This window comes from Vogesella alkaliphila (assembly GCF_014652475.1).
Lineage (GTDB): Bacteria > Pseudomonadota > Gammaproteobacteria > Burkholderiales > Chromobacteriaceae > Vogesella > Vogesella alkaliphila.
In genome coordinates, this window is sequence record NZ_BMYW01000002.1 from 294070 (window position 1) to 319049 (window position 24980).

The 24980-nt window shown below is 64.7% G+C and carries 19 protein-coding genes, 1 tRNA gene and 1 pseudogene; 12 read left to right on the forward strand and 9 right to left on the reverse strand.

The annotated features are described in order from the left end of the window. Positions 1-102: 102 nt before the first annotated feature. Positions 103-1104 (reverse strand): 4-hydroxyproline epimerase, encoded by a 1002-nt coding sequence (locus tag IE100_RS04655; RefSeq protein ID WP_189372957.1) that lies wholly within the window; start codon positions 1102-1104, stop codon positions 103-105. Positions 1105-1417: 313 nt separating this feature from the next. On the opposite strand from IE100_RS04655, the gene IE100_RS04660 reads away from it, so the two are divergent. The 4 genes from IE100_RS04660 (at position 1418) to IE100_RS04675 (ending at position 4955) form a co-directional block, all read left to right on the forward strand. Then, on the forward strand, positions 1418-2320 hold the full coding sequence (locus IE100_RS04660; protein WP_189372958.1) for a dihydrodipicolinate synthase family protein: 903 nt from the start codon (positions 1418-1420) through the stop codon (positions 2318-2320). Positions 2321-2460: 140 nt separating this feature from the next. Further along, on the forward strand, positions 2461-3888 hold the full coding sequence (locus IE100_RS04665) for an aldehyde dehydrogenase family protein (RefSeq protein ID WP_189372959.1): 1428 nt from the start codon (positions 2461-2463) through the stop codon (positions 3886-3888). A 135-nt stretch (positions 3889-4023) separates the two neighbouring features. After that, on the forward strand, positions 4024-4737 hold the full coding sequence (locus tag IE100_RS04670; protein WP_189372960.1) for a GntR family transcriptional regulator: 714 nt from the start codon (positions 4024-4026) through the stop codon (positions 4735-4737). Between the two features lie 141 nt (positions 4738-4878). Next, positions 4879-4955, forward strand: a tRNA-Pro gene (locus IE100_RS04675). 129 nt (positions 4956-5084) lie between these two features. Here the strand turns inward: IE100_RS04675 and IE100_RS04680 are convergent. The 4 genes from IE100_RS04680 to IE100_RS04695 all read right to left on the reverse strand — a co-directional run bounded on the left by IE100_RS04680 (position 5085) and on the right by IE100_RS04695 (position 8285). Beyond that, the gene (locus IE100_RS04680; RefSeq protein ID WP_082133684.1) at positions 5085-5219 is read right to left on the reverse strand and encodes a DUF3149 domain-containing protein; all 135 of its coding nucleotides are present in this window, start codon (positions 5217-5219) and stop codon (positions 5085-5087) included. Positions 5220-5356: 137 nt separating this feature from the next. Then, positions 5357-6367, reverse strand: coding sequence for a cytochrome d ubiquinol oxidase subunit II (gene cydB / locus IE100_RS04685; protein ID WP_189372961.1), 1011 nt, complete (start codon positions 6365-6367; stop codon positions 5357-5359). Next, on the reverse strand, positions 6364-7701 hold the full coding sequence (locus IE100_RS04690; RefSeq protein WP_189372962.1) for a cytochrome ubiquinol oxidase subunit I: 1338 nt from the start codon (positions 7699-7701) through the stop codon (positions 6364-6366). The genes cydB and IE100_RS04690 overlap by 4 nt, the downstream gene beginning before the upstream one ends. A 2-nt stretch (positions 7702-7703) precedes the next feature. Further along, on the reverse strand, positions 7704-8285 hold the full coding sequence (locus tag IE100_RS04695) for a GbsR/MarR family transcriptional regulator (RefSeq protein WP_047966785.1): 582 nt from the start codon (positions 8283-8285) through the stop codon (positions 7704-7706). Between the two features lie 172 nt (positions 8286-8457). Between IE100_RS04695 and IE100_RS04700 the strand changes: the two genes are divergently transcribed. The 3 genes from IE100_RS04700 (at position 8458) to IE100_RS04710 (ending at position 12047) form a co-directional block, all read left to right on the forward strand. Beyond that, a complete protein-coding gene (locus IE100_RS04700; RefSeq protein ID WP_189372963.1) occupies positions 8458-10314 on the forward strand; it encodes a sensor domain-containing diguanylate cyclase in 1857 nt (618 codons plus the stop codon). Positions 10315-10749: 435 nt separating this feature from the next. Continuing rightward, on the forward strand, positions 10750-11643 hold the full coding sequence (locus IE100_RS04705; protein ID WP_189372964.1) for a ParA family protein: 894 nt from the start codon (positions 10750-10752) through the stop codon (positions 11641-11643). Then, positions 11640-12047, forward strand: a complete 408-nt coding sequence (locus IE100_RS04710; protein ID WP_189372965.1) for a hypothetical protein — start codon at positions 11640-11642, stop codon at positions 12045-12047. Before IE100_RS04705 ends, IE100_RS04710 begins: the two co-directional genes overlap by 4 nt. Here IE100_RS04710 and IE100_RS04715 read toward each other — a convergent pair. Next, positions 12044-12364 (reverse strand): hypothetical protein, encoded by a 321-nt coding sequence (locus IE100_RS04715; protein ID WP_189372966.1) that lies wholly within the window; start codon positions 12362-12364, stop codon positions 12044-12046. The two genes, IE100_RS04710 and IE100_RS04715, sit on opposite strands and share 4 nt — an antisense overlap. Positions 12365-12739: 375 nt before the next feature. Here IE100_RS04715 and mutS point away from each other — a divergent pair, with 375 nt between their 5' ends. Together mutS and IE100_RS04725 are read left to right on the forward strand one after the other, a co-directional pair. Next, a complete protein-coding gene (mutS, locus tag IE100_RS04720; RefSeq protein WP_229800222.1) occupies positions 12740-15283 on the forward strand; it encodes a DNA mismatch repair protein MutS in 2544 nt (847 codons plus the stop codon). A gap of 112 nt (positions 15284-15395) precedes the next feature. Continuing rightward, on the forward strand, positions 15396-15827 hold the full coding sequence (locus IE100_RS04725) for a hypothetical protein (protein WP_189372967.1): 432 nt from the start codon (positions 15396-15398) through the stop codon (positions 15825-15827). A gap of 52 nt (positions 15828-15879) precedes the next feature. On the opposite strand, the gene aceK is transcribed toward IE100_RS04725, so the two are convergent. Next, a complete protein-coding gene (gene aceK / locus IE100_RS04730; protein ID WP_189372968.1) occupies positions 15880-17643 on the reverse strand; it encodes a bifunctional isocitrate dehydrogenase kinase/phosphatase in 1764 nt (587 codons plus the stop codon). Positions 17644-17898: 255 nt separating this feature from the next. After that, positions 17899-18417 (reverse strand): annotated as a pseudogene (locus IE100_RS04735) (pseudouridine synthase); the annotation flags it as partial. Between the two features lie 482 nt (positions 18418-18899). On the opposite strand from IE100_RS04735, the gene IE100_RS04740 reads away from it, so the two are divergent. Both IE100_RS04740 and icd read left to right on the forward strand, forming a co-directional pair. Further along, positions 18900-21137, forward strand: coding sequence for an NADP-dependent isocitrate dehydrogenase (locus tag IE100_RS04740; protein ID WP_189372970.1), 2238 nt, complete (start codon positions 18900-18902; stop codon positions 21135-21137). 290 nt (positions 21138-21427) lie between these two features. Then, positions 21428-22672, forward strand: a complete 1245-nt coding sequence (gene icd / locus IE100_RS04745; RefSeq protein WP_189372971.1) for an NADP-dependent isocitrate dehydrogenase — start codon at positions 21428-21430, stop codon at positions 22670-22672. Positions 22673-22742: 70 nt separating this feature from the next. On the opposite strand, the gene IE100_RS04750 is transcribed toward icd, so the two are convergent. Continuing rightward, the gene (locus IE100_RS04750; RefSeq protein ID WP_189372972.1) at positions 22743-23630 is read right to left on the reverse strand and encodes a LysR family transcriptional regulator; all 888 of its coding nucleotides are present in this window, start codon (positions 23628-23630) and stop codon (positions 22743-22745) included. 94 nt (positions 23631-23724) lie between these two features. Between IE100_RS04750 and mdtH the strand changes: the two genes are divergently transcribed. Beyond that, a complete protein-coding gene (gene mdtH, locus IE100_RS04755; RefSeq protein ID WP_189372973.1) occupies positions 23725-24951 on the forward strand; it encodes a multidrug efflux MFS transporter MdtH in 1227 nt (408 codons plus the stop codon). Positions 24952-24980 lie beyond the last annotated feature (29 nt).

The following is a 24980-nucleotide window of genomic DNA, read 5'->3' on the forward strand; positions in this document are numbered from 1 at the left end:
CCGGAGCACAGCGACCGAGATAGTACGAGTGGTACAGCGAGGGAGCGAGCACCGCGCAACGCGGCAATCGGCCCGCGCAGCAGGCTTGGTGATGGTTTCCATTCAACCCACCACGAAGCCGTGTACATACGGATCGGCATCGTCCAGCAGGATGCGGTTGTAGCCGGTGGTGATCGCCCAGCCTTCGATGCCGGGGATGATGGCCGGAATGCCGGCTACCTCGGTTTCCGCCTCGATGGTGCCGGTGAACTGGCTGCCGATGATGCTCTCGTGCACCAGCACGTCGCCCTTCTTCATCAGCCCACGGCCGTAGCGCTGCGCCAGCCGCGCCGAGGTGCCGGTGCCGCATGGTGAGCGGTCCAGTGCCGCCGCACCGTACAGCACGGCGTTGGCCGCATGCGAGCCGGGGGTTTTCGGTGCGCCGGTCCACTGTACGTGGCGCACGCCGCGGATATTGGCATCCAGCGGGTGCACGATTTCATAGTGCGCGTTGATGTAGTCGCGCATTTCATTGCCCATCGCCACCAGCTGCGCCGGGGTGTAGTCGGCCATGTCGCGGTAGTTCTGCTGCGCTTCCACGATGGGGTAGAAGTTGCCGCCGTAGGCGATGTCCACTTTCAGCTTGCCCAGCGCGGCAATCTCCACCTCCACGTCCTGCAGCAGCAGGAAGGACGGCACATTGGTGAGCTTCACCGATTTCACCTTGCGGCCAACCTGCGTGTACTCGGCGACTACCTTGCCGGCCGGGGTGTCCAGGTTCAGCACGCCCGGGGTTTTCGGGGTAACGATGCCGTGCTCGATGGCCATGGTGACCACGCCGATGGTGCCGTGGCCGCACATCGGCAGGCAGCCGCTGGTCTCGATATACAGCACCGCCACGTCGCAATCGTCGCGGGTGGGCGGATACAGAAAGGCGCCGGACATCTGCGCATGGCCGCGCGGCTCGTACATCAGGCCGGTGCGCATCCAGTCGTAGCGTTCCAGGAAATCCAGCCGGCGTTCGGCCTGGGTGTTACCGGTAAGTAGCGGGGCGCCCTTGGCGACCAGCCGCACCGGGTTGCCGCAGGTGTGGCCATCAATGCATTCAAATTCGCTTACTGCCATCGCTGTGCTCCTTGGCTTGCGTTGGCTTCACTGTAGTATTTTGCTACATTGAATACAATAATTGGATGCAATTTTGCTAAAACACCACACGGTGTATACGCTCTTGTATCTACTGCGTATGCGTATGAAAGGCTGTTAAATCAAGCTTTTCTGCTGGTGTTGTAAAAAACCACCGTCAATTTTGGATAAGTGCATGCTGCACTGCGATGTGGATTTTGAATGCAAAAATTGTTGAGTTTTGTATTCAAAAAGTCCTAGCATGGAATGGACCGCAGCACAGCCGCTGCACCCTACCCCCTGAAGGAGCAACACCATGGCACATCTCTGGACTGGCGTTTTCCCCGCTGTCACCACCAAGTTCAACGCTGACGAATCGCTGGACATCGCCGGCACCGTGAACCACATCGAGTGGCAGCTGGAATGCGGCGCTGACGGCATCATCGTCTGCGGTTCGCTGGGCGAAGCCTCCACCCTCACCGCGGACGAGAAAATCGCCATCCTGAAGGCCGCCAAGGAAGTGGCCGGCAGCAAGCCGGTACTGCTGACCGTGGCCGAAGACAGCACCCGCGCCGCAGCCGCGCTGGCCCAGGCCGCGCACGCCGCCGGCGCCGACGGCATCATGCTGCTGCCGGCCATGCGCTACGTGTCCGACGAGCGCGAGACCATCAATCACTACCAGCGCGTGGCCGATGCCAGCCCGCTGCCGATCATGATCTACAACAACCCGATCGCTTACGGCGTGAACATCACTCCGGAAATGTACATAGAGATGGCGAAGGAGCCGAAATACGTGGCGATCAAGGAATCCAGCGGCGACATCCGCACCCTGACCAACGTGATCAACGCCGTGGGCAACCGCTACGCCATCTTCAGCGGTGTGGATGACCTGGCGCTGGAAAGCATCGTGATGGGCGCCGACGGCTGGGTAGCCGGCCTGGTGGTGGCGTTCCCGAAAGAGACCGTGGCCATTTACAAGCTGGCCAAGGCCGGCCGCCTGGAAGAGGCCCGCGCCATCTACCGCTGGTTTGCACCGCTGCTGCACCTGGACGTATCGATGAAGCTGGTACAGAACCTGAAGCTGTGCGAAGCCATGGTGGGCGTGGGCACCGAGCATGTGCGCGCCCCGCGTCTGCCGCTGGCCGGCGCTGAGCGCGAGCGCGTGGCCGCAGTGGTCAAGGCCGGTCTCGCCAGCCGTCCAGCACTACCGGCGGTGTAAGCATCACCGCAGTACTCTCCCCGATCTTGCGGCCAACCTTGACCGCACTCGATGCCTTCCCGCCCCGCCCCCGCGGCGGGAGGGCCATTTTTTTCGGCTGCGCGACAGGCGGGTGCCCGCGGCAGCCAGCAGGAGTCTCTATGCATTGCAATCTGATCAATGGCGAATGGCGCGGCGGGCAGCCGGCCATCGTCAACCGCAACCCTTCCGACCTCGATGACGTAGTGGGCGAATACGCCAGTGCCAGTGCCGACGACATGCGCGAGGCGGTGGCTGCAGCCCGTGCCGCCTTTCCGGCCTGGTCGCGTACCACGCCGCAACAGCGCGCCGACATTCTGGATACCGCCGGTAACGAAATCCTGGCACGCAAGCAGGAGCTGGGCACGCTGCTGGCACGCGAGGAAGGCAAGACCCTGCCGGAGGCCATCGGCGAGGTGACCCGCGCCGGGCATATCTTCAAATTCTTTGCCGGCGAAGCGCTGCGCGCGCATGGCGAGATGGTGGATTCGGTGCGTCCCGGCGTGGAAGTGCTGATCAGCCGCGAGCCGGTGGGCGTGGTGGGCCTGATTACGCCGTGGAACTTCCCTATCGCCATTCCGGCCTGGAAGGCCGCGCCGGCGCTGGCCTTCGGCAACTGCGTGGTGATGAAGCCGGCCGAGCTGGTGCCGGGTTCGGCCTGGGCGCTGGCCGACATCCTGCAGCGAGCCGGCCTGCCGGCCGGGGTGTTCAACCTGGTGATGGGGAGCGGCCGCGTACTGGGGCCGGCGTTGCTGGATGCCGGCATCAACGCGCTGAGCTTTACCGGCTCGCAGGCTACCGGTGAAAGGTTGGCCGCAGATTGCGCGGTACGCGGCATCAAGGTGCAGCTGGAGATGGGCGGCAAGAACCCGCTGCTGATTGCCGACGACGCCAGGCTGGAACAGGCGGTGGAATGCGCGATCAACGGCGCGTTCTATTCCACCGGCCAGCGCTGCACCGCCAGCAGCCGGCTGATCGTGTGCAGCGGCATTCACGATGCCTTCGTCGCCAGGTTGGCCGAACGCACCGCGGCACTGCGGGTGGGCAATGCGCTGGCGGCGGAAACGCAGATCGGCCCGGTGGCCAGCGAAGCGCAGCTGGCCGGCAACCTCGCTTACGTGGAACAAGGCCTGGCGGCGGGCGCCAGCCTGCTGTGCGGCGGCGAGCGCCTGCAGCTGGCGTCGCGCGGCTATTACCAGTCGCCGGCGCTGTTTGCCGGCTGCACGCCGGAAATGGCCATCAGCCGCGAGGAAATCTTCGGCCCGGTGGCGGCGGTGCTGCGTGCCGATGACTACGAGCACGCGCTGCAGCTTGCCAACGACACGCCGTTCGGCCTGGCCTCCGGCATCTGCACCCAGTCGCTGGCGCTGGCCACGCACTTCCGCCGCCACAGCGAGGCCGGCATGGTGATGGTGAACCTGCCCACCGCCGGGGTGGACTACCACGTGCCGTTCGGCGGCCGCAAAGGCTCCAGCCACGGCCCGCGCGAGCAGGGTCGCTACGCGGCGGAGTTCTACACCACGGTGAAAACCGCCTATCTCGGCCTGTAATGCTTGCTCTGCGTGCAACCATGCCTGGCTGCACCTTGCGCCCTGCGGGGCGCTTTTTTGTCGCCGCCAGCAATGACAAGCGCGTGGCCGGCCGGCCAGCTATGGTAAGGTAGCGCCTGCATGAAAGAGGTCACCATGAGTCAGGAAAGCAAGGACAGCGCACCGCTGTCACTCACCACCGTCGCCACCGACGCCATCCGCCAGCGCATCCTGGCCGGCGAATGGGCGGATGGCAGCCAGCTGCGCCAGGAAGCGCTGTCGCGCGAGCTGGGCATGAGCCGGGTCCCGGTCCGCGAGGCGCTGCGCCAGCTGGAAGCGGAAGGGCTGGTCAATATCGAGGACAACAAGGGCGCGGTGGTGTCGCAGCTGTCGCTGCCGGAAATCGTCGAGCTGCTGCGCGTGCGCGTGCTGCTGGAGTGCGACGTGCTGCTGGAGGCGATCCCGCGCCAGACCAGCGCCGACATCGCCGAAGCCGAGGCGCTGCTGGCCAAGTTCGAGATCGCGCTGCGCGACAAGGACATCAGCGCCTGGGGCATCCTCAACGCGCAGTTCCACATGGCGCTGTACCGGGCAGCTGGCCGGCCGCAAACGCTGGCCATCATCGAGCAGCTGCACAACCGCACCGACCGCTACACGCGGATGCAGATCCTGCTCACCGGCTTCAACGACCGCGCCCACCACGAGCACACCCGGCTGCTGGAGCTGTGCAAGCAGAAGGACGCCATCAGCGCGGCGGCCTTCCTGCGCCAGCACGTGATGAACGCGGAGGAAGCGCTGGAGGCGTGGTATCGCGCGCAGGAGAGCCAGCAGAAAAGCCCGCGCGGACGCAGGAAAAAAACCGCGCCCTGAGCCTCGTCACGCAGCCGCCGCTAAGACCTTGTTTTACCGCAAGAATCGCTAGCTGCGCCGCCGGCAAAGGCGCTTGGGCTTAAGCCACACCACCGCAGGGGCTTTTCTTTGGCCGCCAAGCCGGTTAAAATGCGCAGCATTCGGGGTGTAGCTTAGCCTGGTAGAGCGCTACGTTCGGGACGTAGAGGCCGGAGGTTCGAATCCTCTCACCCCGACCAGGATCAGAAAGCCGGAAGTGCTGCCCAGCATTTCCGGCTTTTGCCGTTTAACGCCCCCTGCCGCCGCGCGCGCCCATGAAAAAGGGCACGACCCCGGTCGTACCCTTCTTGCGGAAATCGGCGTCGCGCTTACTTGCGGTCGCTGTTTTTCACCTTCTTGATGAACATCACGATGATGGTGGTGACGATCACCGACGTCACGCCGATGGTGATGACGCTCAGCAGGCCGACGTCGTCGGAGAGCAGTTGTTTCCACAGTTCCATTTCAAGCTCCTCCCGGTGGTTTCCGGTATCTAATCAGGATAAATTCGATCTTACCCCTACCCTTGACAGGGACTTTGATACAGGTCAATCCGCCGCGAGGCACCCGCGGGAAAGCAACGGCCCGCCACCCTCCCCCCTCAGGAATAGCTCAGTCCACGCGCCTTGCCCCAGAACACGCGGTAGGCGAACACGGTGTAGCCGATGATGGCCGGCAGCACCACCGCGGCACCGATCAGGATCACCCACAGCGCCTCCGCGTCGCTGGCCGCCTGCCAGATGTCCAGCCGGCCGATGACGATCTCCGGGAACACGCTGTAGGCCAGGCCCCAGAACGACAGCAGCACGATGCCGACGCTGGCGGCGAACGGCAGCCAGCAGAAGTGGTCGTTGCCCGCCGCCTGCCTTGCGGCCAACCTTGGCAGGCTGACGGCCAGCAGCGCGAACAGCGCCAGCGTGATCAAGGGCAGCGGCAACAGCAGCAGGAAGTCCGGCAGCACGAACCACTTGGCGGCGATGCGGCTGCTTGCCAGCGGCGTGGCGATGGACACCAGCAGTACCGCGAGACCGGTGCCCAGCAGCGCGCGCTGCGCCCAGCGCGTGGCGCGCTGCTGCAGCTCGCCCTCGGTTTTCATGATCAGCCAGCCGGCCCCCAGCAGCACGTAGCCGGCGGCCAGCCCGGCCCCGGCCAGCAGCGCGAAGCCCCAGGCCGCCGCGCCGGGCGCAAAGCCGGTGAGGTAGCGCCCCAGCATCACCCCCTGGCTCAAGGCGGCCAACAGCGAACCGGCAGCGAAGGCGGCGTTCCACGCCGGCTGGTGCTGCGCCTGCGCCTTGACGCGGAAGTCGAAGGCCACGCCGCGCAGGATCAGCCCCAGCAGCATCAGCGCCACCGGCAGGTACAGCTCGCCGAGGATGATGCCGTGCGCCAGCGGAAACGCCACCAGCAGCAGGCCGACGCCCAGCACCAGCCAGGTCTCGTTGGCGTCCCAGAACGGGCCGATGCTGGCGATCATGGTGTCGCGCTGGCGGTCGCTGCCCAGCGGCAGCAGCATGCCGACGCCCAGGTCGTAGCCATCGAGGATCACGTAGGCCAGCAGCGAGACGGCCATCAGGCCGGCGAAGATCACCGGCAATACCAGTTCCGCAGTCATGCCGATACTCCTTCAAGGTTGGCCGCAGCCGGTGCGCCGGCCTTGCGTGCCAGGTAGAACACCACCGACACATAGCTCGCCAGCAGCACCGCGTACAGCGCGAGATACATCAGCAGCGTGGACAGGATCATGCCGCCGCCCACCGTCGAGGCGGTATCGGCGGTGCGCAGGATGCCGGTCACCAGCCACGGCTGGCGGCCGATCTCGGTGACGAACCAGCCGGCCAGCGTCGCCACCCAGCCGGAGAAGGTCATCGCTACCAGCACGCGACTCAGCCACGGCGCCGGTTCGCCACGGCGGCGCAGCTGCCACGCCGCCAGCCAGCTGGCCAGCAGCATCGCCACACCCACCGCCACCATCACGCGGAAGCTCCAGAACACCTTGGCCACCGGCGGATGCGCGCCGGCAAACTCGTTGAGGCCGCGGATCTCGCCGTCCGGCTGGTGGGTGATGATCAGGCTGGCCAGCTTGGGAATGCCCACGGCGTAGCGGTTGGACTGCGTCGCCTCGTCCGGCAGCGCGAACAGCAGCAGCGGCGCGCCGCGCTCGGTGTGCCACACGCCTTCAATGGCGGCCAGCTTGGCCGGCTGGTGGTGGAAGGTGTTCAGCCCGTGCGCGTCGCCGACCAGGATCTGCAGCGGAATCAGCACTGCGGCCAACGTTACCCCGGTGGTCAGCGCGTGGCGCACGCCGGCGGCACGGTCGCCGCGCAGCCAGCGGTAGGCCGACACCCCGGCCACCAGGAAGGCGACGGTCAGGCCGGAAGCCAGCAGCATGTGGGTCAGGCGGTAGGGCATGGACGGATTGAAGATCACCGCCAGCCAGCTCTCGACGTGCACCTTGCCGTCCAGCATGCTGACGCCGGCCGGCGTCTGCATCCAGGAATTCAGCGCGATGATCCAGAACGCCGACACCGTGGTGCCGAAGGCCACCAGGAAGGTGGCCAGCGTGTGCACGCGGTTGCTCACCCGCGAGCGGCCGAACAGCATGATGCCGAGGAAGGTGGCCTCCAGGAAAAACGCGGTCAGCACCTCGTAGGCCAGCAGCGGCCCGGCCACGTTGCCGACCTTCTGCATATAGCCTGGCCAGTTGGTGCCGAACTGGAAGCTCATGGTGATGCCGGACACCACGCCCAGCGCAAAGGTCAGCGCGAAGATCTTCACCCAGAAGCCGTAGGCATCCAGCCAGGCCGCGTCGCCGCTGCGGTCGAAACGGGTCTTGAAGTACAGCAGCACCCAGCCCATGGCGATGCTGATGGTGGGAAACAGGATGTGAAAGCTGATGTTGGCCGCAAACTGGATGCGCGCCAGCGTCAGCGGGTCGAAGCTGTCCATGGTCAGGCCTCCGCGTCGGCGTTACGGTTGCTGTCGCGGCCGGTGAGGCGGCCGATGCTCTGCGTGAACTGCAGCACCTTCTGCACCTGGCTGCCCAGCTTCATCAGCTTCTGCAGCGTGTCCACGTCCATGTCGCGGATGTCGGCGAACCACTTGGTCACCAGCTCGATCAGCTGGTACATCTCGTTCATGCGCGCCTGCGCGTGGCGTTCGGCGTCGCCGGACGGCGTTTCCATGATCGCGCCGCGCAGCATGGTCAGCGTCGGCTCCACCTCGCGCTTCTGCCGCTCCTCGGCCAGGGTCTTGAAGATCGCCCACACGTCGTCCGGGGTGGAGAAGTACTCGCGGCGGTCGCCCGGCAGGTGCTGCAGCTTGACCAGCCGCCAGGCCTGCAGCTCCTTCAGCGCCATGCTGGTATTGGAGCGTGAACAGCCGATGGCCTCGACAATGTCGTCGGCGTTCAGCGGCTTGTCGGACACGTACAGCAAGGCGTAGATCTGGCCCACGGTGCGGTTGATGCCCCAGTGGCTGCCCATCTCGCCGAAATGCAGCACGAAGGATTGAATCAGGGGTGGCAGGTTCATGTCGTTTTCCAGTTTTCAGTAATTTCTGAAAGTTTGATATGGATCATAGACGCGAGAAATAATGCTTGTCAAACCACACGCCGCCACCATGACGCGGCGGCCGCCATTCATTGCTTCCGCAAGCCGGCACTAAGTCGCATACTGAAACGGATACGCACCGAGCGCGCCTGCCATGCCCGATCCCGACCGCATCCGCGATGCCCTGCTGCTGCACAGCGCCAGCTGCATCGGCAAAAAGTACCTGCAACAACTGGTCAGCCAGCTCGCCTGCCTGACCGGCGCCGAGCGCGTGCTGCTGTCGCAGCGCAGCAGCGGCCCGCACCGCCAGCTGCAGGTGCTGTTTGCCAACGACGCCGGCGCTGCGCCGCACGCGCTGCCCTGCAACTGCCAGTTCGACAACCGCCAGCCACTGCTGCTCGGCCGCGGCCTGCGCCAGTGCCAGCCCGAGGCCGGCCAGCAGGCGTGGCAGAGCTGCCTCGCCTGGCCGCTGCTGGACGAAGAGGCGCATTGCCTGGGCCACCTGGCGTTACTGGATGCGCGCCCCGACTTCTTCGCGCCGGAACTGACGGCGCTGCTGCAGCCCTTCGTCGAGCGCGCCGGCGCCGAGCTCGCACAGCTGCAACAGCGCGAGAAACAGGCCCGGCGTCAGCACTGGCAGCTGCTGCACAGCGACATCCTGCGCCAGAACGCGCAGGGCGCGCCGCTGGACGCCCTGCTGCGCACCGTGGTGCAGCAGATCGAGCTGGCGCTGCCGGAGTGGCGCTGTTCCATCCTGCTGCTGGATTCGCGCGGCCGCCTGCAGCCGGTGGCCGGGCCGTCGCTGCCCGGCGCCTACCAGCAGCGCCTGGTCGGCCTCGCCCCCGGCCCGATGGTCGGCAGCTGTGGCGCCGCGGTGTGGCACGCGAAGCGGGTGGTGGCGGAGAACCTGCAGCTGCACCCGAACTGGGCGCCGTACCGCGAACTGGCGGCACGCTTCGAACTGGGCAGCTGCTGGTCGGAGCCGCTGATCGACAGCAAGGGCACCGTGCACGGCACCTTCGCCGTCTACCACCGCACGCCGCTGGCACCGACGCCGCAGGCGATCACCATCCTCGAGGACACCGCGCGCCTGCTGGCGCTGCTGCTGGAAAACCAGACCATCCACCGCCAGCTGGACAGCCGCAGCCAGTGGTACCGCGCCATCCTGCAGAACGCCGCCGACGGCCTGTCCGTGATCGACATGAACGGCCGCTTCCTGGAGGCCAGCGACAGCCTGTGCCAGATGCTGGGCTACGACCTGGACGAGCTGCTGCGCATGCACCTGTGGCAGGTGGTGCCCGGCAGCACGCCGCAGAGCATCCGCGAGCGCCTGGCCGCCACCGGCGAGGACGGCGAGACCTTCGAAAGCGTCAACCGCACCAAGGACGGCACGCTGCTTGATGTCGAGGTCAGCGCCCGCCGCCTGATGCTGGACGGCCAGCCGGTGATCTGGGGCTCGGCGCGCGACATCAGCCAGCGCAAGGCGCTGCAGCGCATCCTGGAGCAGCAGGCCACCATCGACGCGCTGACCGGGCTGTTCAACCGCCCGACGCTGCTGGCGCGGCTGGAAACGCAGCTGCAGCTGGCGCAGGTGCAGCACGCGCCGCTGTCGGTGCTGATGCTGGACCTCGACCACTTCAAGCAGATCAACGACCACCACGGCCACCACGCCGGCGACCTGGTGCTGGCCGCGCTGGGCGACGCGCTGGAAGAAGTGCTGCGCGAAAGCGACGTCGCCGGGCGCATCGGCGGCGAGGAGTTCTGCCTGCTGCTGCCGGGACTGGGGCTGCACGAGGCGCTGGACCTGGCCGAGCGCATCATCGACGACATCAGCGAGCTGCGCATCCAGAGCGGGCACCACATCCTCGCCATCACCTGCTCCATCGGCGTCGCCTGCCTGCAGGCCGGCGACGACAGCCGCACCCTGCTCGCCCGCGCCGACAGCGCGCTGTACGCGGCCAAGGCCGCCGGCCGCCACCGCGCCGTCGCGCTCAGCGCCGACCCGCCGTGACGACGCCGGTCACATCCCGTAAAATGCCTTGCCACGCCCCGCCTGTCGGGGCGTTGCCTATTGCGGCCAACCTTTTACCTCCGACGGACAGCCTGATGCCCCCAACGCACGCCGATGATGCAACGGCTTCATGTATTTGATTTTATTAATCAAATTAGTTTTCAACTACAAAGCAACACTAAATTTCATACAAGAAAAACGCCAAGGGAGCACTCTACAACTCGGAACAAAGTAACCACCATCGACATGTTCTACTCTACTTCCCAACCTAGCTTGCCCTGCTTTTCATACTCATTTTGAATGACAACTGGACTGTCCCGGCTTCAGTGAAGCAGCCGCCTTGACCTGATGATCTAAGGGAGAAGCGTGCAGAACTTGCCGTGTTAACATCAACAGTGACCAATGGGCATATGAAAAAGAGGAAGGGGATTCTTGATGGCAACAGTCGTGGGATTCATCAGCGAAAAGGGTGGTGTGGGCAAGACAACGGCTTGTTACCACATCGCTGTAGCACTTAGCCGTTTCAAAAAGAAGCGAGTTCTAGTCATTGATGCGGACTATCAACGAGGTGGTATATCAGGGCGCTTCTTCCCAGAGCTGATCGAAGGATTTGGGACGAAAATTCCGTCTGGAACAACGCTATTCAACAAGTTCCAGCAACTCTACAGTGCGATGTCTCAGACACCGGAGGTAGACATCTACACCTGGAATGGGATGGGGTATAATATCGATCTAGTTCCCGCGGATCCAAGACTAGCAACTGTCTCTGTCGACAAACTCCCCAGCACAAACAACATTAGAGAAAACAACATGTTGTTGCTTGCGCATTTGAAAACGATTTGCCTCGTTCTAGACAGTCTGCAAGATCACTATGACTACATCTTGATTGACTCCCATCCAGAAGTTTCTGACGTGATGAGATCAATCATTTACGCATCTGACTATTGTGTTTCACCTGTCAAATTGGACAGACAGTCTTCCATCGGAGTAGCCACTGTGATCGGGGAGATTGCTAACGTCAACAGCGACATCTCAATGATCAGACGTTCGCTAGGTGTTGAGGACGGGTATAGAGATACTATTTTTTCCGGTGCGATGGGCATGATGGCACGGGAATACGCCGAATCATTGAAGCAAAGCGAACAATTGGAATACAACCGCCTGCGAAGATCTGGTGAGATCTTCGTGAACTATGTAACTGAAGGAGACGGGTTAAGACTTGCTGCAGCAAACCGACAACCAGTCTTTGATGTAAGTGGTGCAAACGCAGCAAAACAAGCAGATCAATTCAGAGCATTAACTAACGAATTCATGAAGGTGTGTCCATGATTGATCTAGTGAAACTCATCGAATGGCTAGGTGTTGAAGGCGCAATCGCCGGTCTTGAAGAAAGCGAACTTACCGCTGCAGAAATCAGTGAACTGATGCCGGAGTGGAAGCCAACTGGATACTCAAAGCTGAAGCGAAATGACTTGATTCGGGCATTGATCAAACGAACGCGCCAAAAGCTGACCAAGAGCCCAGAAGAGTTGATGGCCATGGACGCCGAATCCCTCAAGGCGTATTTTCTGAGCATTAAGGCTTCCAGAAAAGAAATACTAGAGCTGCTGGAGTCGCTCGACATAAGGCCAGGCAGCGTGGCACGAAACAATCTAACAGAGTTCGCTGCCCGCGAAATCAGCGACATAGGCATGTATAAGCGAGTGGCTCAGGGAGCAAAAACCTCAGACTAAACAATCTTAGGAAATACGCAGCCTGTGGGCGACGTTCCCCCGACGTCGTCCTTGGCAATTTTGTTCTCCAGCAGCGACTCAGCCAGGCGTTTCTTCAACCGAGTGTTCTTGGCATCAAGCTCCTGAGCCGCTTGGCATCCGAGACACTCAATTCCGCCAAATTTGCTCCGCCAGCTACTCAATACAGGGGGGCGTCGAGCCAATGCCGCCTCTTTGACTGACGTGCGCTGGAGCTTACGATCCTCCGCCGGGTCGCCACCAGCATCATGCACCTTGCGCAGCCCCTCCCACGTCACTACCACGGCTTGCAACGACATCGCCGGTCAATTGCCGATCTTGACTTGCCATAGGCGACTGTCCGCCATGCGGCGATAACGGTAAATCCATGTGCGAGTCGAGTTGGTGGCTTCGAAACGAAGCCCTGGATAGTCTGGACTGATAAGATATTGCCCCGGCGCGAGCAATTTCATAGAGCGGGCATCAAACATAGCAGCTGGTATAGGTGCTTGATCATCAAATGCCAGCGCTATAGGTTTCATGCTCCGGCATAGCAAAAACCTACACCAAACAGTCAAGTGCGCCCACTAGCTGACAAGTGTCGCCACCATATCAATGGCGACACCCACATAAAAATAATCAAGCAAAATCAGCAACTTAATTATATTTTGCATATAAATTAATAATTTATCTTCATGACAAAATCAGAACACACTCCGATGATGCAGCAGTACCTCGCCCTGAAACGCGAACACGCCGACAAGCTGCTGTTCTACCGCATGGGCGACTTCTACGAGCTGTTCTACGACGACGCCGAGAAGGCGTCGCGGCTGCTGGACATCACCCTCACCGCGCGCGGCGCCAGCGGCGGCAACCCGATCCGCATGGCCGGCATTCCCTACCACGCGGCGGAAGGCTATCTCGCGAGACTGGTGAAAATGGGCGAGTCGGTGGCCATCGCCGAGCAGATCGGCGACCCGGCCCTGAGCAAGGGCCCGGTGGAGCGCAAGGTGGTGCGCATCGTCACCCCCGGCACGCTCACCGATGCCGCGCTGCTGGACGACAAGCGCGACAACCTGGTGCTGGCCGTCAATATGCACAAGGGCGTGCTGGGCCTGGCCTGGCTGTCGCTGGCCAGCGGCGAGTTCAAGGTGATGCAGACCGGCGTGGAGGAGCTGTCCAGCGAGCTGGAGCGGCTGAAGCCGGCCGAGCTGGTGATTCCCGACGACACCGGCCTCGCGGCCTTCGACGCCATCGCGGTGCCCAAGAAAAAGCTGCCGCCGTGGCAGTTCGACAGCGAGTCGTCCACGCTGGCGCTGACCCGCCACTTCGGCACCCGCGACCTGGCCGGCTTCGGCGCCGACACCCTGCCGGTGGCGGTGGGCGCCGCCGGCGCCTTGCTGGAGTACGTGAAGTCGACGCAGGGGGTGAACCCGGCGCACATCGCGCAGCTGGCGGTGGAAGACGCCGGCGAGCTGATCCGCATGGACGCCGCCACCCGCCGCAATCTGGAGCTGACCGAAACCATCCGCGGCGAGCCGTCGCCGACGCTGGCGTCCTTGCTGGACAGCTGCGCCACCAGCATGGGCAGCCGCCTGCTGCGCCACTGGCTGCACCACCCGATCCGCCGTCACGACAAGCTGGCGCGCCGCCTGCAGGCGGTGCGCGCGCTGCTGCCGGTACACACAGACATCCACGCGCAACTGCGCGAGGTGGCCGACATCGAGCGCATCACCGCGCGCGTGGCGCTGCGCTCGGCGCGCCCGCGCGACCTGGCCGCGCTGCGCGACTCGCTGGCGGCGCTCAGCGGCGCCAAGACCCTGGCCGCAAGCCTGGACGCGCCGCTCTTGGCCGAGCTGGCGACGCTGCTGCCGGACAATTCGCCGGTGGAAAGCCTGCTGCGCGCCGCCATCCTGCCGGAGCCGGCCACCTTCCTGCGCGACGGCGGCGTGATCAACCACGGCCTCAATGCCGACCTCGACGAGCTGCGCGCGATCCAGAACGACTGCGGCGACTTCCTCTTGGCGCTGGAGGCGCGTGAGCGGGAGCGCACCGGCATCAGCACGCTGAAGGTGGAATTCAACCGCGTGCACGGCTTCTACATCGAGGTGTCGAAGGCGCAGTCGGTGAACGTGCCGGAAGACTACCGCCGCCGCCAGACGCTGAAGAACGCCGAGCGCTACATCACGCCGGAGCTGAAAACCTTCGAGGACAAGGCGCTGTCGGCGCAGGACAAGTCGCTGGCGCTGGAAAAGCAGCTGTACGAGCTGGTGCTGGACCAGCTGGCGCCGCACATCAGCGAGCTGAAGCTGATCGCGCAGGCGGTGGCCGGGCTGGACGTGCTGGCGGCGTTTGCCGAGCGCGCCGAGACCCACAACTACGTGGAGCCGCGGTTCGTGCCGGAGACGCGGCTGGACATCGTCGCCGGCCGCCACCCGGTGGTGGAGGCCGAGGTCGAGCGCTTCATCGCCAACGACACCAGCTTGGCCGCAGAGCGCAAGCTGCTGCTGATCACCGGCCCGAACATGGGCGGTAAGTCCACCTATATGCGCCAGAACGCGCTGATCACGCTGATGGCGCACATCGGCAGCTTCGTGCCGGCCGACGCCGCCACCATCGGCCAGATCGACCGCATCTTCACCCGCATCGGCGCCAGCGACGACCTGGCCGGCGGGCGCTCCACCTTCATGGTGGAGATGACCGAGACCGCCAACATCCTCAACAACGCGACCGACAAGTCGCTGGTGCTGATGGACGAGGTTGGCCGCGGCACGTCCACCTTCGACGGCCTGGCGCTGGCGTGGGCGATTGCCAAGGCGCTGATCGAGAAGAACCGCGCCTACACGCTGTTCGCCACCCACTACTTCGAGCTGACCAGCCTCGCCGCCAGCTACAACACGGTGGCCAACGTGCACCTGTCGGCGGTGGAGCACAAGGACCGCATCGTGTTCCTGCACCACGTCGAGGACGGCCCGGCCAGCCAGAGCTACGGCCTCGCGGTGGCGCAGCTGGCCGGCGTGCCGCCCAAGGTGATCCGCGAGGCGAAACGCTATCTCGCCGAGCTGGAAAACCAGTCCGCCGCCAGCCAGCAGCCGGACCTGTTCAGCACGCCGCGCGTGGTGGAGGTGGAGGCCGAGCCGCACCCGGCGTTGGAGCGGCTGCGCGATATCGACAGCGACAGCTTGACGCCACGGCAGGCGCTGGAGCTGCTGTACGAATTGCAAAAAATGACAAAATAAAGACAGGCGTTCTGCATACGGTTGCCTACAATACAAACACGAATCTGCCGCAAACACAGTGCAGATAAGTGAGCAACCGATCAACGCTGTCCCACTGGAGGAACCCCATATCATGCATGCAGAAGGTTACGCCGTGACATCCGCTCTGGCCCGCCTGTTCGGTACGGCCAACGGTGGCGAAGCCCTCCCTCTTTCAGGCATCCGCGAGCGCGCGATGCGGGAGTTGTCGCAATTCTCCGCCATTGTGCGTGAAGAGCTTGCCAGCCTGAATATTTCCATCCCACCGGCAATCAGCCTGGTCAGCTGTTCCGATTGCCAGCTCACCCTGGAAAGCGAACACCCGCAGCGGGACCGCATTCTGGCGTGGCTGGACGGCAATGACCGTGTTGCCAAGTATTTCAAGGAAGTCGAAGTGTTGTTCGAGGTGGTACGCGCCACCGAAAACCTGGGTGTCACTTTTGCGGAGGACAGCTGTTTTCACATCGGCCTGACCAGCGCAGGCCCGATCGCCTACTTCCAGGATCAGCAGTGCACGCCTCAATAGGCACCAGGCACGCGGTCACCACCACACCGGGAGCGCTGAACTCCCGGTTTTTTTATGCCCGCGGCCGGGCGGCGTAGCGGTTGCAGAAGCGCAGCTCCACCGGGTAGGGATAGAAGTCCTCGATGAAGCCGTCGCGGATGCGCTGCTGCTTGTGCTGCCAGAAGCCGGCGTCCAGCAGCTCGCGGTGGTACTTGAGGAACACCCGCCGCACCAGCGGATCGCCCAGCAGGAAGGTGCCGAACTCCTCCGGGAACACGTCGCCGCGCGCCACCGGGTACCACACCTCGCCCGACATCTCCATTTCCGGGTTCGGCGCCGGCGGGATGCGGCGGAAGTGGCAGTCGCTCATGTACTCGATTTCGTCGTAGTCGTAGAAGATCACCCGGCCGTAGCGGGTGACGCCGAAATTCTTGAACAGCATGTCGCCGGGGAAGATGTTGGCCGCCGCCAGATCGCGGATCGCGTCGCCGTATTCGCGCACCACCCGCTCCTTCTCCTGTTCGTCGCAGTTCATCAGGTACAGGTTAAGGGGCTTCATGCGCCGCTCGATGTACAGGTGGCGGATCACCAGCGTGTCCTCGCCCTCCTCGATGCTGCTGGTGGCCAGGCGGCGCAACTCGTCCAGCAGCTCGTCGCTGAAGCGCGCCTTGGGAAACGCCACGTTGGAGAACTCCAGCGTGTCGGCCATGCGGCCAACCCGGTCGTGGCGCTTCACCAGCTGGTACTTGGCCTTCACCGTGGCGCGGTCCACCTCCTTCGGCCCGCCAAACACGTCCTTGATCAGCTTGAACACGTAGGGGTAGGACGGCAGGGTGAACACCAGCATCACCAGGCCGCGGATGCCCGGCGCCACGGTGAACTGGTCGCCGGAGTGCTGCAGGTGCTGCATGAAGTCGCGGTAGAAGGTGTTCTTGCCCTGCTTCTGCAACCCCAGCATGGTGTACAGCTCGGCCTTGGTCTTGGTCGGCAGCATGGAGCGCAGGAACTGCACGTAGCCGGACGGCACCTCCATGTCGGCCATGAAGTAGGCGCGGCTGAAGGAGAACAGCACGCCGATGCGCCACGGCTCCAGCAGGATGGTGTCCAGGTACAGCCGGCCGTCGGCGTCGTGCAGCACCGGCACCGCGAACGGGTAGACCTGCCCGCCGTTGATCACCTTGCCGAAGAGGTAGGCGCTCTTGTTGCGGTAGAAGGCGCTGGACAGCAGCTGGATCTGCAGGTTGGCCTCGGCCTGCGGCCAACGTTGGCCGCAGAATTCGTCCACCGCCCGGATCACCCGCGCCAGGTCGCGCGACAGCCGGGCAAACGGCCGCCGCCAGCCGAAGTCCGCGACGATCCGGCGCAGCGTACGGCGCAGGCCGTGCTGTGCCGGGTAGTAGCTGCGGTAGCTCGGCGGGTCGGACTCGATGTACTCGGTGGAGATCGCCGGGCGGATGAAGATGAAATCGTTGTTGAAGTAGTCGCGGTGCAGGATGCGGGTGAACACCGAGTTGAAGAAGGTTTCGGCCAGCTCCGGCTGCTTGTGGTTGGTCAACAGGCCGATGAAGTACAGCTTGGCCTGCTGCCAGATCTCGTCGTCCAGCAGGTCGGCGTGGAACTGGTGCTTCAGCCGCTGCACCGTCTCGTGCACGCGCTCGTCGTAGAACTGGATGCGGTCGCGCACCAGGTTCTGCACCCCCTGCCAGTCGGCCGCCTCGAACAGCGGCTTGGCCTGCTGGCTGACCGCGCGGAACAGCCGGTAGTGGCGGTCGAAGCCGTCCACCAGCGCCTGCGCGATCTCGCGCGCCACCGGGTTGTAGTACTCGGGAATCTGCATCGTGACACCTCGCTTGCGCCGGCTGCCCGGCGCAGAGGAATGACTGCCGTGGCCCTACTTCTTCTTGGCGAAACGGAAACGCGGCGCGGGCGCGGCGGGCGGCGTTCTGCTCCCGTTCGCGGCGTGCCTGTCCGCGGGGTTCTGGTTCGCGAAGCCCTTGCCCGCGGGCTCCCTGCGCGCCGGCGCCGGCCCGGTCGGCTTGGCCGGTCGCATGCGCGGCAGGTCGGCCAGCGACACCTCGACGCTGCGCAGCATGCCCGGCTGCAGCCCGTCCAGCCGCCACGGGCCGATGGCGACGCGCACCAGGCGCAGGGTGGGCAGGCCGACCTTGGCGGTCATGCGCCGCACCTGGCGGTTCTTGCCCTCGCTGATGATGATCTCCAGCCAGCAGTCCGGCACCGTCTTGCGAAAGCGCACCGGCGGCTTGCGCTCCCACAGCGCCGGCGCCTCCGGCAGCACGCGCACCTCGGCCGGCCGGGTGACGAAGTCGCCGAGATCGACGCCGGCGCGCAGCGCCGCCAGCTTGTCCTCGTCCGGCCGCCCTTCCACCTGCACCCAGTAGGTCTTGGGCAGCTTCCAGCGCGGGTCGCTGATGCGGTGCTGCAGCTCGCCGTCGCCGGTCAGCAGCAGCAGGCCCTCGCTGTCGGTGTCCAGCCGCCCGGCCGGGTAGATACCGGGCTGGGCGACGCAGGACTTGAGCGTGGGATGCAGGGGGTGTTCGGAAAACTGGCAAATCACGCCGTAGGGCTTGTTGAGCAGGAAGAGTTGGGACATGTCCGCGCCGGCCGGTATGGAAGTAATGATCCGGATGATAGCAAGGCTGCCCGCCTGCGGTCACATGCGCGTTGCCGCCGGCGGCTGCGGCCAACCTTGTGCCCTGCGCGACGTGCCCTGCGCGACAATTCAAACATTCGTTTCAGAAAACGGCGGCACCCTAGCCGCTATCGCGCTTCGGAATAGCCCGCGCCCGGCGTAGCCGCGGCGCAACACAATTCATATTCGAACAAGCGTTCACCGGAAAAACGACACCAAAGTTCGAATGTGCGTCGAACAGCGGGGCGCGGACGGAGTATAATTCGCTTCTGAAAAGTCGCCCGAGAGCCACCGGGCATCACCGTTCCGGGCGCCGCTGGCACCTGACGAACCAAGAGCCGGCCTTTCACAGCCTTTCCCCGCGTCGACACGGGTTGTCGTCCAGCACCGCAAGCCCCCGTGCCATCGTTAGTCGTCACCAAAATAATCATGGAGATAGAGTAATGCCTTCGGAACAACCGACCATCATCTACACCCTCACCGACGAAGCGCCCGCGCTGGCAACCAACGCCTTCCTGCCCATCATCCAGACCTTTACCGGCGCCGCCGGCATCACCATCGACACCGCCGACATCTCGGTTGCGGCGCGCGTGCTGGCTGAATTCCCCGACTACCTGACCGACGCCCAGAAGGTGCCGGACACCCTGGCCGAACTGGGCCGCCTGACGCAGGACCCGAACGCCAACATCATCAAGCTGCCGAACATCAGCGCCTCCGTCGGCCAGCTGCAGGCCTGCATCAAGGAACTGCAAGCCAAGGGCTACGCGGTGCCGGACTACCCGGAAAACCCGACCAGCGACGAAGAAAAAGCGATCAAGACCCGCTACAGCAAGTGCCTGGGCTCGGCCGTCAACCCGGTGCTGCGTGAAGGCAACTCCGACCGCCGCGCACCGAAGGCGGTAAAAGAATACGCGCGCAAGCACCCGCACAGCATGGCCGAGTGGAGCCAGGCATCGCGCACCCACGTGTCGCACATGCACCACGGCGACTTCTACCACGGCGAAAAATCCATGACCCTGGACCGCGCCCGTGACGTGAAGATGGAGCTGGAGACCAAGAGCGGCCAGACCATCGTGCTGAAGCCTAAGGTATCGCTGCTGGAAGGCGAGATCATCGACAGCATGTTCATGAGCAAGAAGGCGCTGTGCGAGTTCTACGAGAAGGAAATCGAAGACGCGCACAAGACCGGCGTGATGTTCTCGCTGCACGTGAAGGCCACCATGATGAAGGTGTCGCACCCGATCGTGTTCGGCCACTGCGTGAAGATCTTCTACAAGGACGCGTTCGCCAAGCACGGCGCGCTGTTCGACGAGCTGGGCGTGAACGTGAACAACGGCATGGCCAACCTGTACGACAAGATCGCCACCCTGCCGCAATCGAAGCAGGACGAGATCAAGCGCGACCTGCACGCCTGCCACGAACACCGTCCGGAACTGGCGATGGTGGACTCCGCCAAGGGCATCACCAACTTCCACTCGCCGAACGACATCATCGTCGACGCCTCCATGCCGGCCATGATCCGCAACGGCGGCAAGATGTGGGGCGCCGACGGCCGCCTGAAGGACGTGAAGGCCGTGATGCCGGAATCGACCTTCGCCCGCATCTACCAGGAGATGATCAACTTCTGCAAATGGCACGGCGCATTCGATCCGAAGACCATGGGCACCGTGCCTAACGTCGGCCTGATGGCGCAGAAGGCCGAAGAGTACGGCTCGCACGACAAGACCTTCGAGATCTCCGAAGACGGCGTGGCCAACATCGTTGACCTGGCGACCGGCGAAGTGCTGCTGAGCCAGGACGTGGAGCAAGGCGACATCTGGCGCATGTGCCAGGTGAAGGACGCCCCGATCCGCGACTGGGTGAAGCTGGCGGTGACCCGCGCCCGCAACTCCGGCATGCCGGCGATCTTCTGGCTGGACCCGTACCGTCCGCACGAGAACGAGCTGATCAAGAAGGTGAAGCTGTACCTGAAGGATCACGACACCACCGGCCTGCACATCGAGTGCATGTCGCAGGTGCGCGCAATGCGCTACACGCTGGAACGCGTGATCCGCGGCCTGGACACCATCTCGGTGACCGGCAACATCCTGCGCGACTACCTGACCGACCTGTTCCCGATCATGGAACTGGGCACCTCGGCCAAGATGCTGTCCATCGTGCCGCTGATGGCCGGTGGCGGCATGTACGAAACCGGCGCCGGCGGCTCCGCGCCTAAGCACGTGCAGCAGCTGGTGGAAGAGAACCACCTGCGCTGGGATTCGCTGGGCGAGTTCCTGGCGCTGGCGGTATCGCTGGAAGACCTGGGCCTGAAGACCGGCAACGACAAGGCCAAGATCCTGGCCAAGACGCTGGACGCCGCCACCGGCAAGCTGCTGGACAACAGCAAGGGTCCGTCGCCGAAGACCGGTGAGCTGGACAACCGCGGCAGCCAGTTCTACCTCGCCATGTACTGGGCGCAGGAACTGGCCGCGCAGACCGAGGACGCCGCACTGGCGGCCCAGTTCGCGCCGCTGGCCAAGACGCTGAGCGAGAGCGAGCAGCAGATCGTGGCCGAGCTGAAGGCCGTGCAGGGCAAACCGGTAGACATCGGCGGCTACTACCTGGCCGATCGCGCCAAGTGCCAGGCGGTAATGCGCCCGAGCGCCACCTTCAACGCCGCGCTGGCCGCAGCGCGCGGCTAAGCCGCAACAGACGGCGGGGCAAGCGCCCTGCCGGCACCCGACAACGCCAGGGCCCAGCCCTGGCGTTTTTTCTTGCCGTCGATGAGCGCTTGCGGTCGGTCATGTTCTAGCAAGCACCTGCTCGACTACAATGGAGCGGCGTGGCAGCCCGTCAAAACACCGATACCGCTGCGGCCAACCTTGAGCTAACAATAACAAGCAGCAGCCCTCAGTCACGCTGGAGGCGACAGGCAACGCGGATTGCCACGACACAGGTCAACACAGATGGAGTCCACAAAGGAGAGATAGTGATGAGCGCATCCCATATCCGGGTACCGGCCGACGGACAGAAAATCATTCCGGGCCAAGCCATCCCGGACAACCCGATCATTCCCTTCATCGAAGGCGACGGCATCGGCATCGACATCACCCCGGTGATGATCAAGGTCATCGACGCCGCGGTGCACAAGGCCTACGGCGGTAGCAAGAAAATCCACTGGATGGAGGTGTACGCCGGCGAGAAGTCCACCCGCCTGTACGGCCCGGACGAGTGGCTGCCGAAGGAAACCTTCGACGCGCTGAAGGAGTACTCGGTCTCCATCAAGGGCCCGATGACCACGCCGGTCGGCGGCGGCATCCGCTCGCTGAACGTGGCGCTGCGCCAGGAGCTGGACCTGTACCAGTGCGTGCGCCCGGTGCAGTACTTCCAAGGCGTCCCCTCGCCGCTGAAGCACCCGGAACTGGTCAACATGGTGATCTTCCGCGAGAACACCGAGGACATCTACGCCGGCATCGAGTGGGCGGCCGAATCCGAAGGCGCGAGGAAGGTGATCGAATTCCTGCAGCAGGAAATGGGCGTCAGGAAGATCCGCTTCCCGGACAGCTCCGGCATCGGCATCAAGCCAATCTCCGTCGAGGGCACCACCCGCCTGGTACGCGCCGCGCTGAAGTACGTGATCGCCAACGACCGCCAGTCGCTGACCATCGTGCACAAGGGCAACATCATGAAGTTCACCGAGGGCCTGTTCCGCGACGTCGCCTACAAGGTGGCGCAGGAAGAGTTCGGCGCCCAGGCTATCGACGGCGGCCCGTGGTGCCGCTTCCAGAACCCGCACACCGGCCGCGACATCATCGTCAAGGACGCCATCGCCGACGCCTTCCTGCAGCAGATCCTGCTGCGCCCGGCCGAGTACGACACCATCGTCACCACCAACCTCAACGGCGACTACATCTCCGACGCGCTGGCGGCACAGGTCGGCGGCATCGGCATCGCGCCGGGCGCCAACATCTCCGACCACTACGCCTGCTTCGAGGCCACCCACGGCACCGCGCCGAAGTACGCCGGCCTCGACAAGGTGAACCCGGGCTCGCTGATCCTGTCCGCCGAGATGATGCTGCGTCACCTGGGCTGGAAGGAAGCCGCCGACCTGGTGATCAAGTCGATGGAGGCCGCCATCGCCGACAAGCAGGTGACCTACGACTTCGCCCGCCTGATGGACGGCGCCACCGAGGTGTCGTGCTCCGCCTTCGGCGACGCGATGATCGCGCGCATGTAAACCCCGGCGCTCGTCCGGCCAGGCCCGCCACGGCGGGCCTTTTGCGTTGCGGCCAACGTTGGCCGCAACGCTAGCGCCACTCGCCGGCCAGCGCGCGCACGGTGTCCAGCACCTGCTGCAAGGGCGCGTCCGCGCGCTTGCCGGTGCGCCACGCCATCATCACCTCCCACTCCCACAGCGGCAGGTCGCCGATCTGCAGCTTCACCAGCCGACCGTCGCGCAGGTCGCGCCGCACCGCCACCTCCGGCATGAAGGTCAGAAAGCCGTGCTCCAGCGCCAGCTCGCGCGCCGCCACCGCCGGCTGCACCGCGTGGATCGGGCCGGCCACCCGCCGCGCGGCGCGGATCAGCGCCAGCAGCTCGTCGCAGCCCTCGCCCCAGTACTGCGGCGCCAGCCGCTCGTTGGCGATGTCGGCCAGCTGCAGGCTGCCGGCGCCGGCCAGCGGGTGACGGTGGTGCACCACCGCCACCATCGGTGAGCGCCAGATGCGCTCCATCTGGATGCCGGCCATCGGCGGGCAGCGCAGCACGAAGCCGACCTGCGCCTGCCCGGTCAGCAGGCGCTCCATGATCGCCGGCGAATGGTCGGTGCTGCAGCGGATCTCCAGCGCGGCATCGGCCAGCGCCAGCAGCAGCGGGCCGAAGATCACCGAGGACAGCGACGGCAGGCTGGCCAGCGTCAGCCGTGGCAGCGCCGGCTCGCGCTGCAGCGCCTCGCGCCCGCGTTGCAGCGCATCCAGCGCCTGCTGTGCCGCCGGCAGGAAGGCCTCGCACGCCGGCGTCGGCAAGGCGCCGCGCCGGTGGCGGCGAAACAGCTGCGCGCCGACCTCGGCCTCCAGCAGCGCCACGCGCTGGCTCACCTGCGGCTGCGACCAGCCGCGCCGTGCCGCCGCCTGGCTGAAGCTGCCGCAGGCCACGATGTCGAGCAGCAGAGAGAGGTCATCCATCGCGATAGACATAAGCAAATCCGATAGCAAATATTGCAAGTTAATGGCTTCAATAATAACTGACGCGCGCGGAAAATGCCGTTATCAACCCTGTGGAAAGCCTATCATGTCCAACCCGGAACAAGCCCGCCGTTACGGCCGATGGTTCATCATGAGCGACAACCTGCTGGTGGTGATGGGCTTCTTCATCGTCTTTCCGCTGATCAGCCTGCACTTCGTCGACCGGCTCGGCTGGGCCGCCACGCTGGTCGGCGTGGCGCTGGCCATCCGCCAGCTGCTGCAACAGGGGCTGGGCCTGCTCGGCGGCACGCTGGCCGACCGCTACGGTGCCAAGCCGCTGATCGTCAGCGGCATGCTGCTGCGCGCCGCCGGCTTCGCGATGATGGCCAACGCCAGCTCGCCGTGGTGGCTGATCGCCTCCTGCGTGTTCTCCGGGCTGGGCGGCACGCTGTTCGATCCGCCGCGCTCGGCGCTGATCGTGAAGCTGACCCGCCCGCACGAGCGCAACCGCTTCTACACCCTGCTGATGATGCAGGATAGCGCCGGCGCGGTGATCGGCGCCCTGCTCGGCTCCTGGCTGCTGCACTACGACTTCTGGTGGGTCGGCATGAGCGGCTGTGCCATCTTCCTGCTGGCGGCACTGGTCAACGCGCTGCTGCTGCCGCCCTACCGCGTGGCCAGCAAGCGCGCACCACCGTTGGCCGCGGCGCGCACCGTGCTGCGCGATCGCGCCTACATGCGCTTCGTGCTGATCCTCAGCGGCTACTACGCACTGGGCGTGCAGATCATGCTGCTGGTGCCGGTGACGCTGAAGCAGCTGGCCGGCACCCCCGCCGCCGTCGGCTGGATGTACACGCTGGAAACCCTGCTGTCGCTGAGCCTGCTGTACCCGCTGGCGCGGCTCGGCGAACGCTATCTGTCGCTGGAGGCGCGCATTCTGGCCGGCATCCTGCTGATGAGCAGCAGCCTGCTCTTGATGAGCCAGATCCAGTCCTGGCAACCCGCCTTCGTCGTCCTGGGACTGTTCTATCTTGGCACCATCATCACCGAGCCGCCACGCGAGGCGCGCATCGCCGGCTTCGCCAGGGCCGAGGCCCGCGCCAGCTATATGGGCATGAGCCGCATGGGGCTCGCGCTGGGCGGCGCCAGCGGCTATGTCGGCGGCGGCTGGCTGCTGGACATCGCGCGCCAGTTGCAGCAGCCCGGCCTGCCGTGGCTGGTGCTCGGCCTCGTCGGCTACCTGACCTGCCTGCTGCTGCACCGCCAGTTCCGCACCGACCGCGGCGCCGGCCGGCAGCGGCGCTGGTGGCTGGCCGCCCAGCCCTCGCACTGAATGCCCCCCGCCAAAGCAAAAACCCCCGC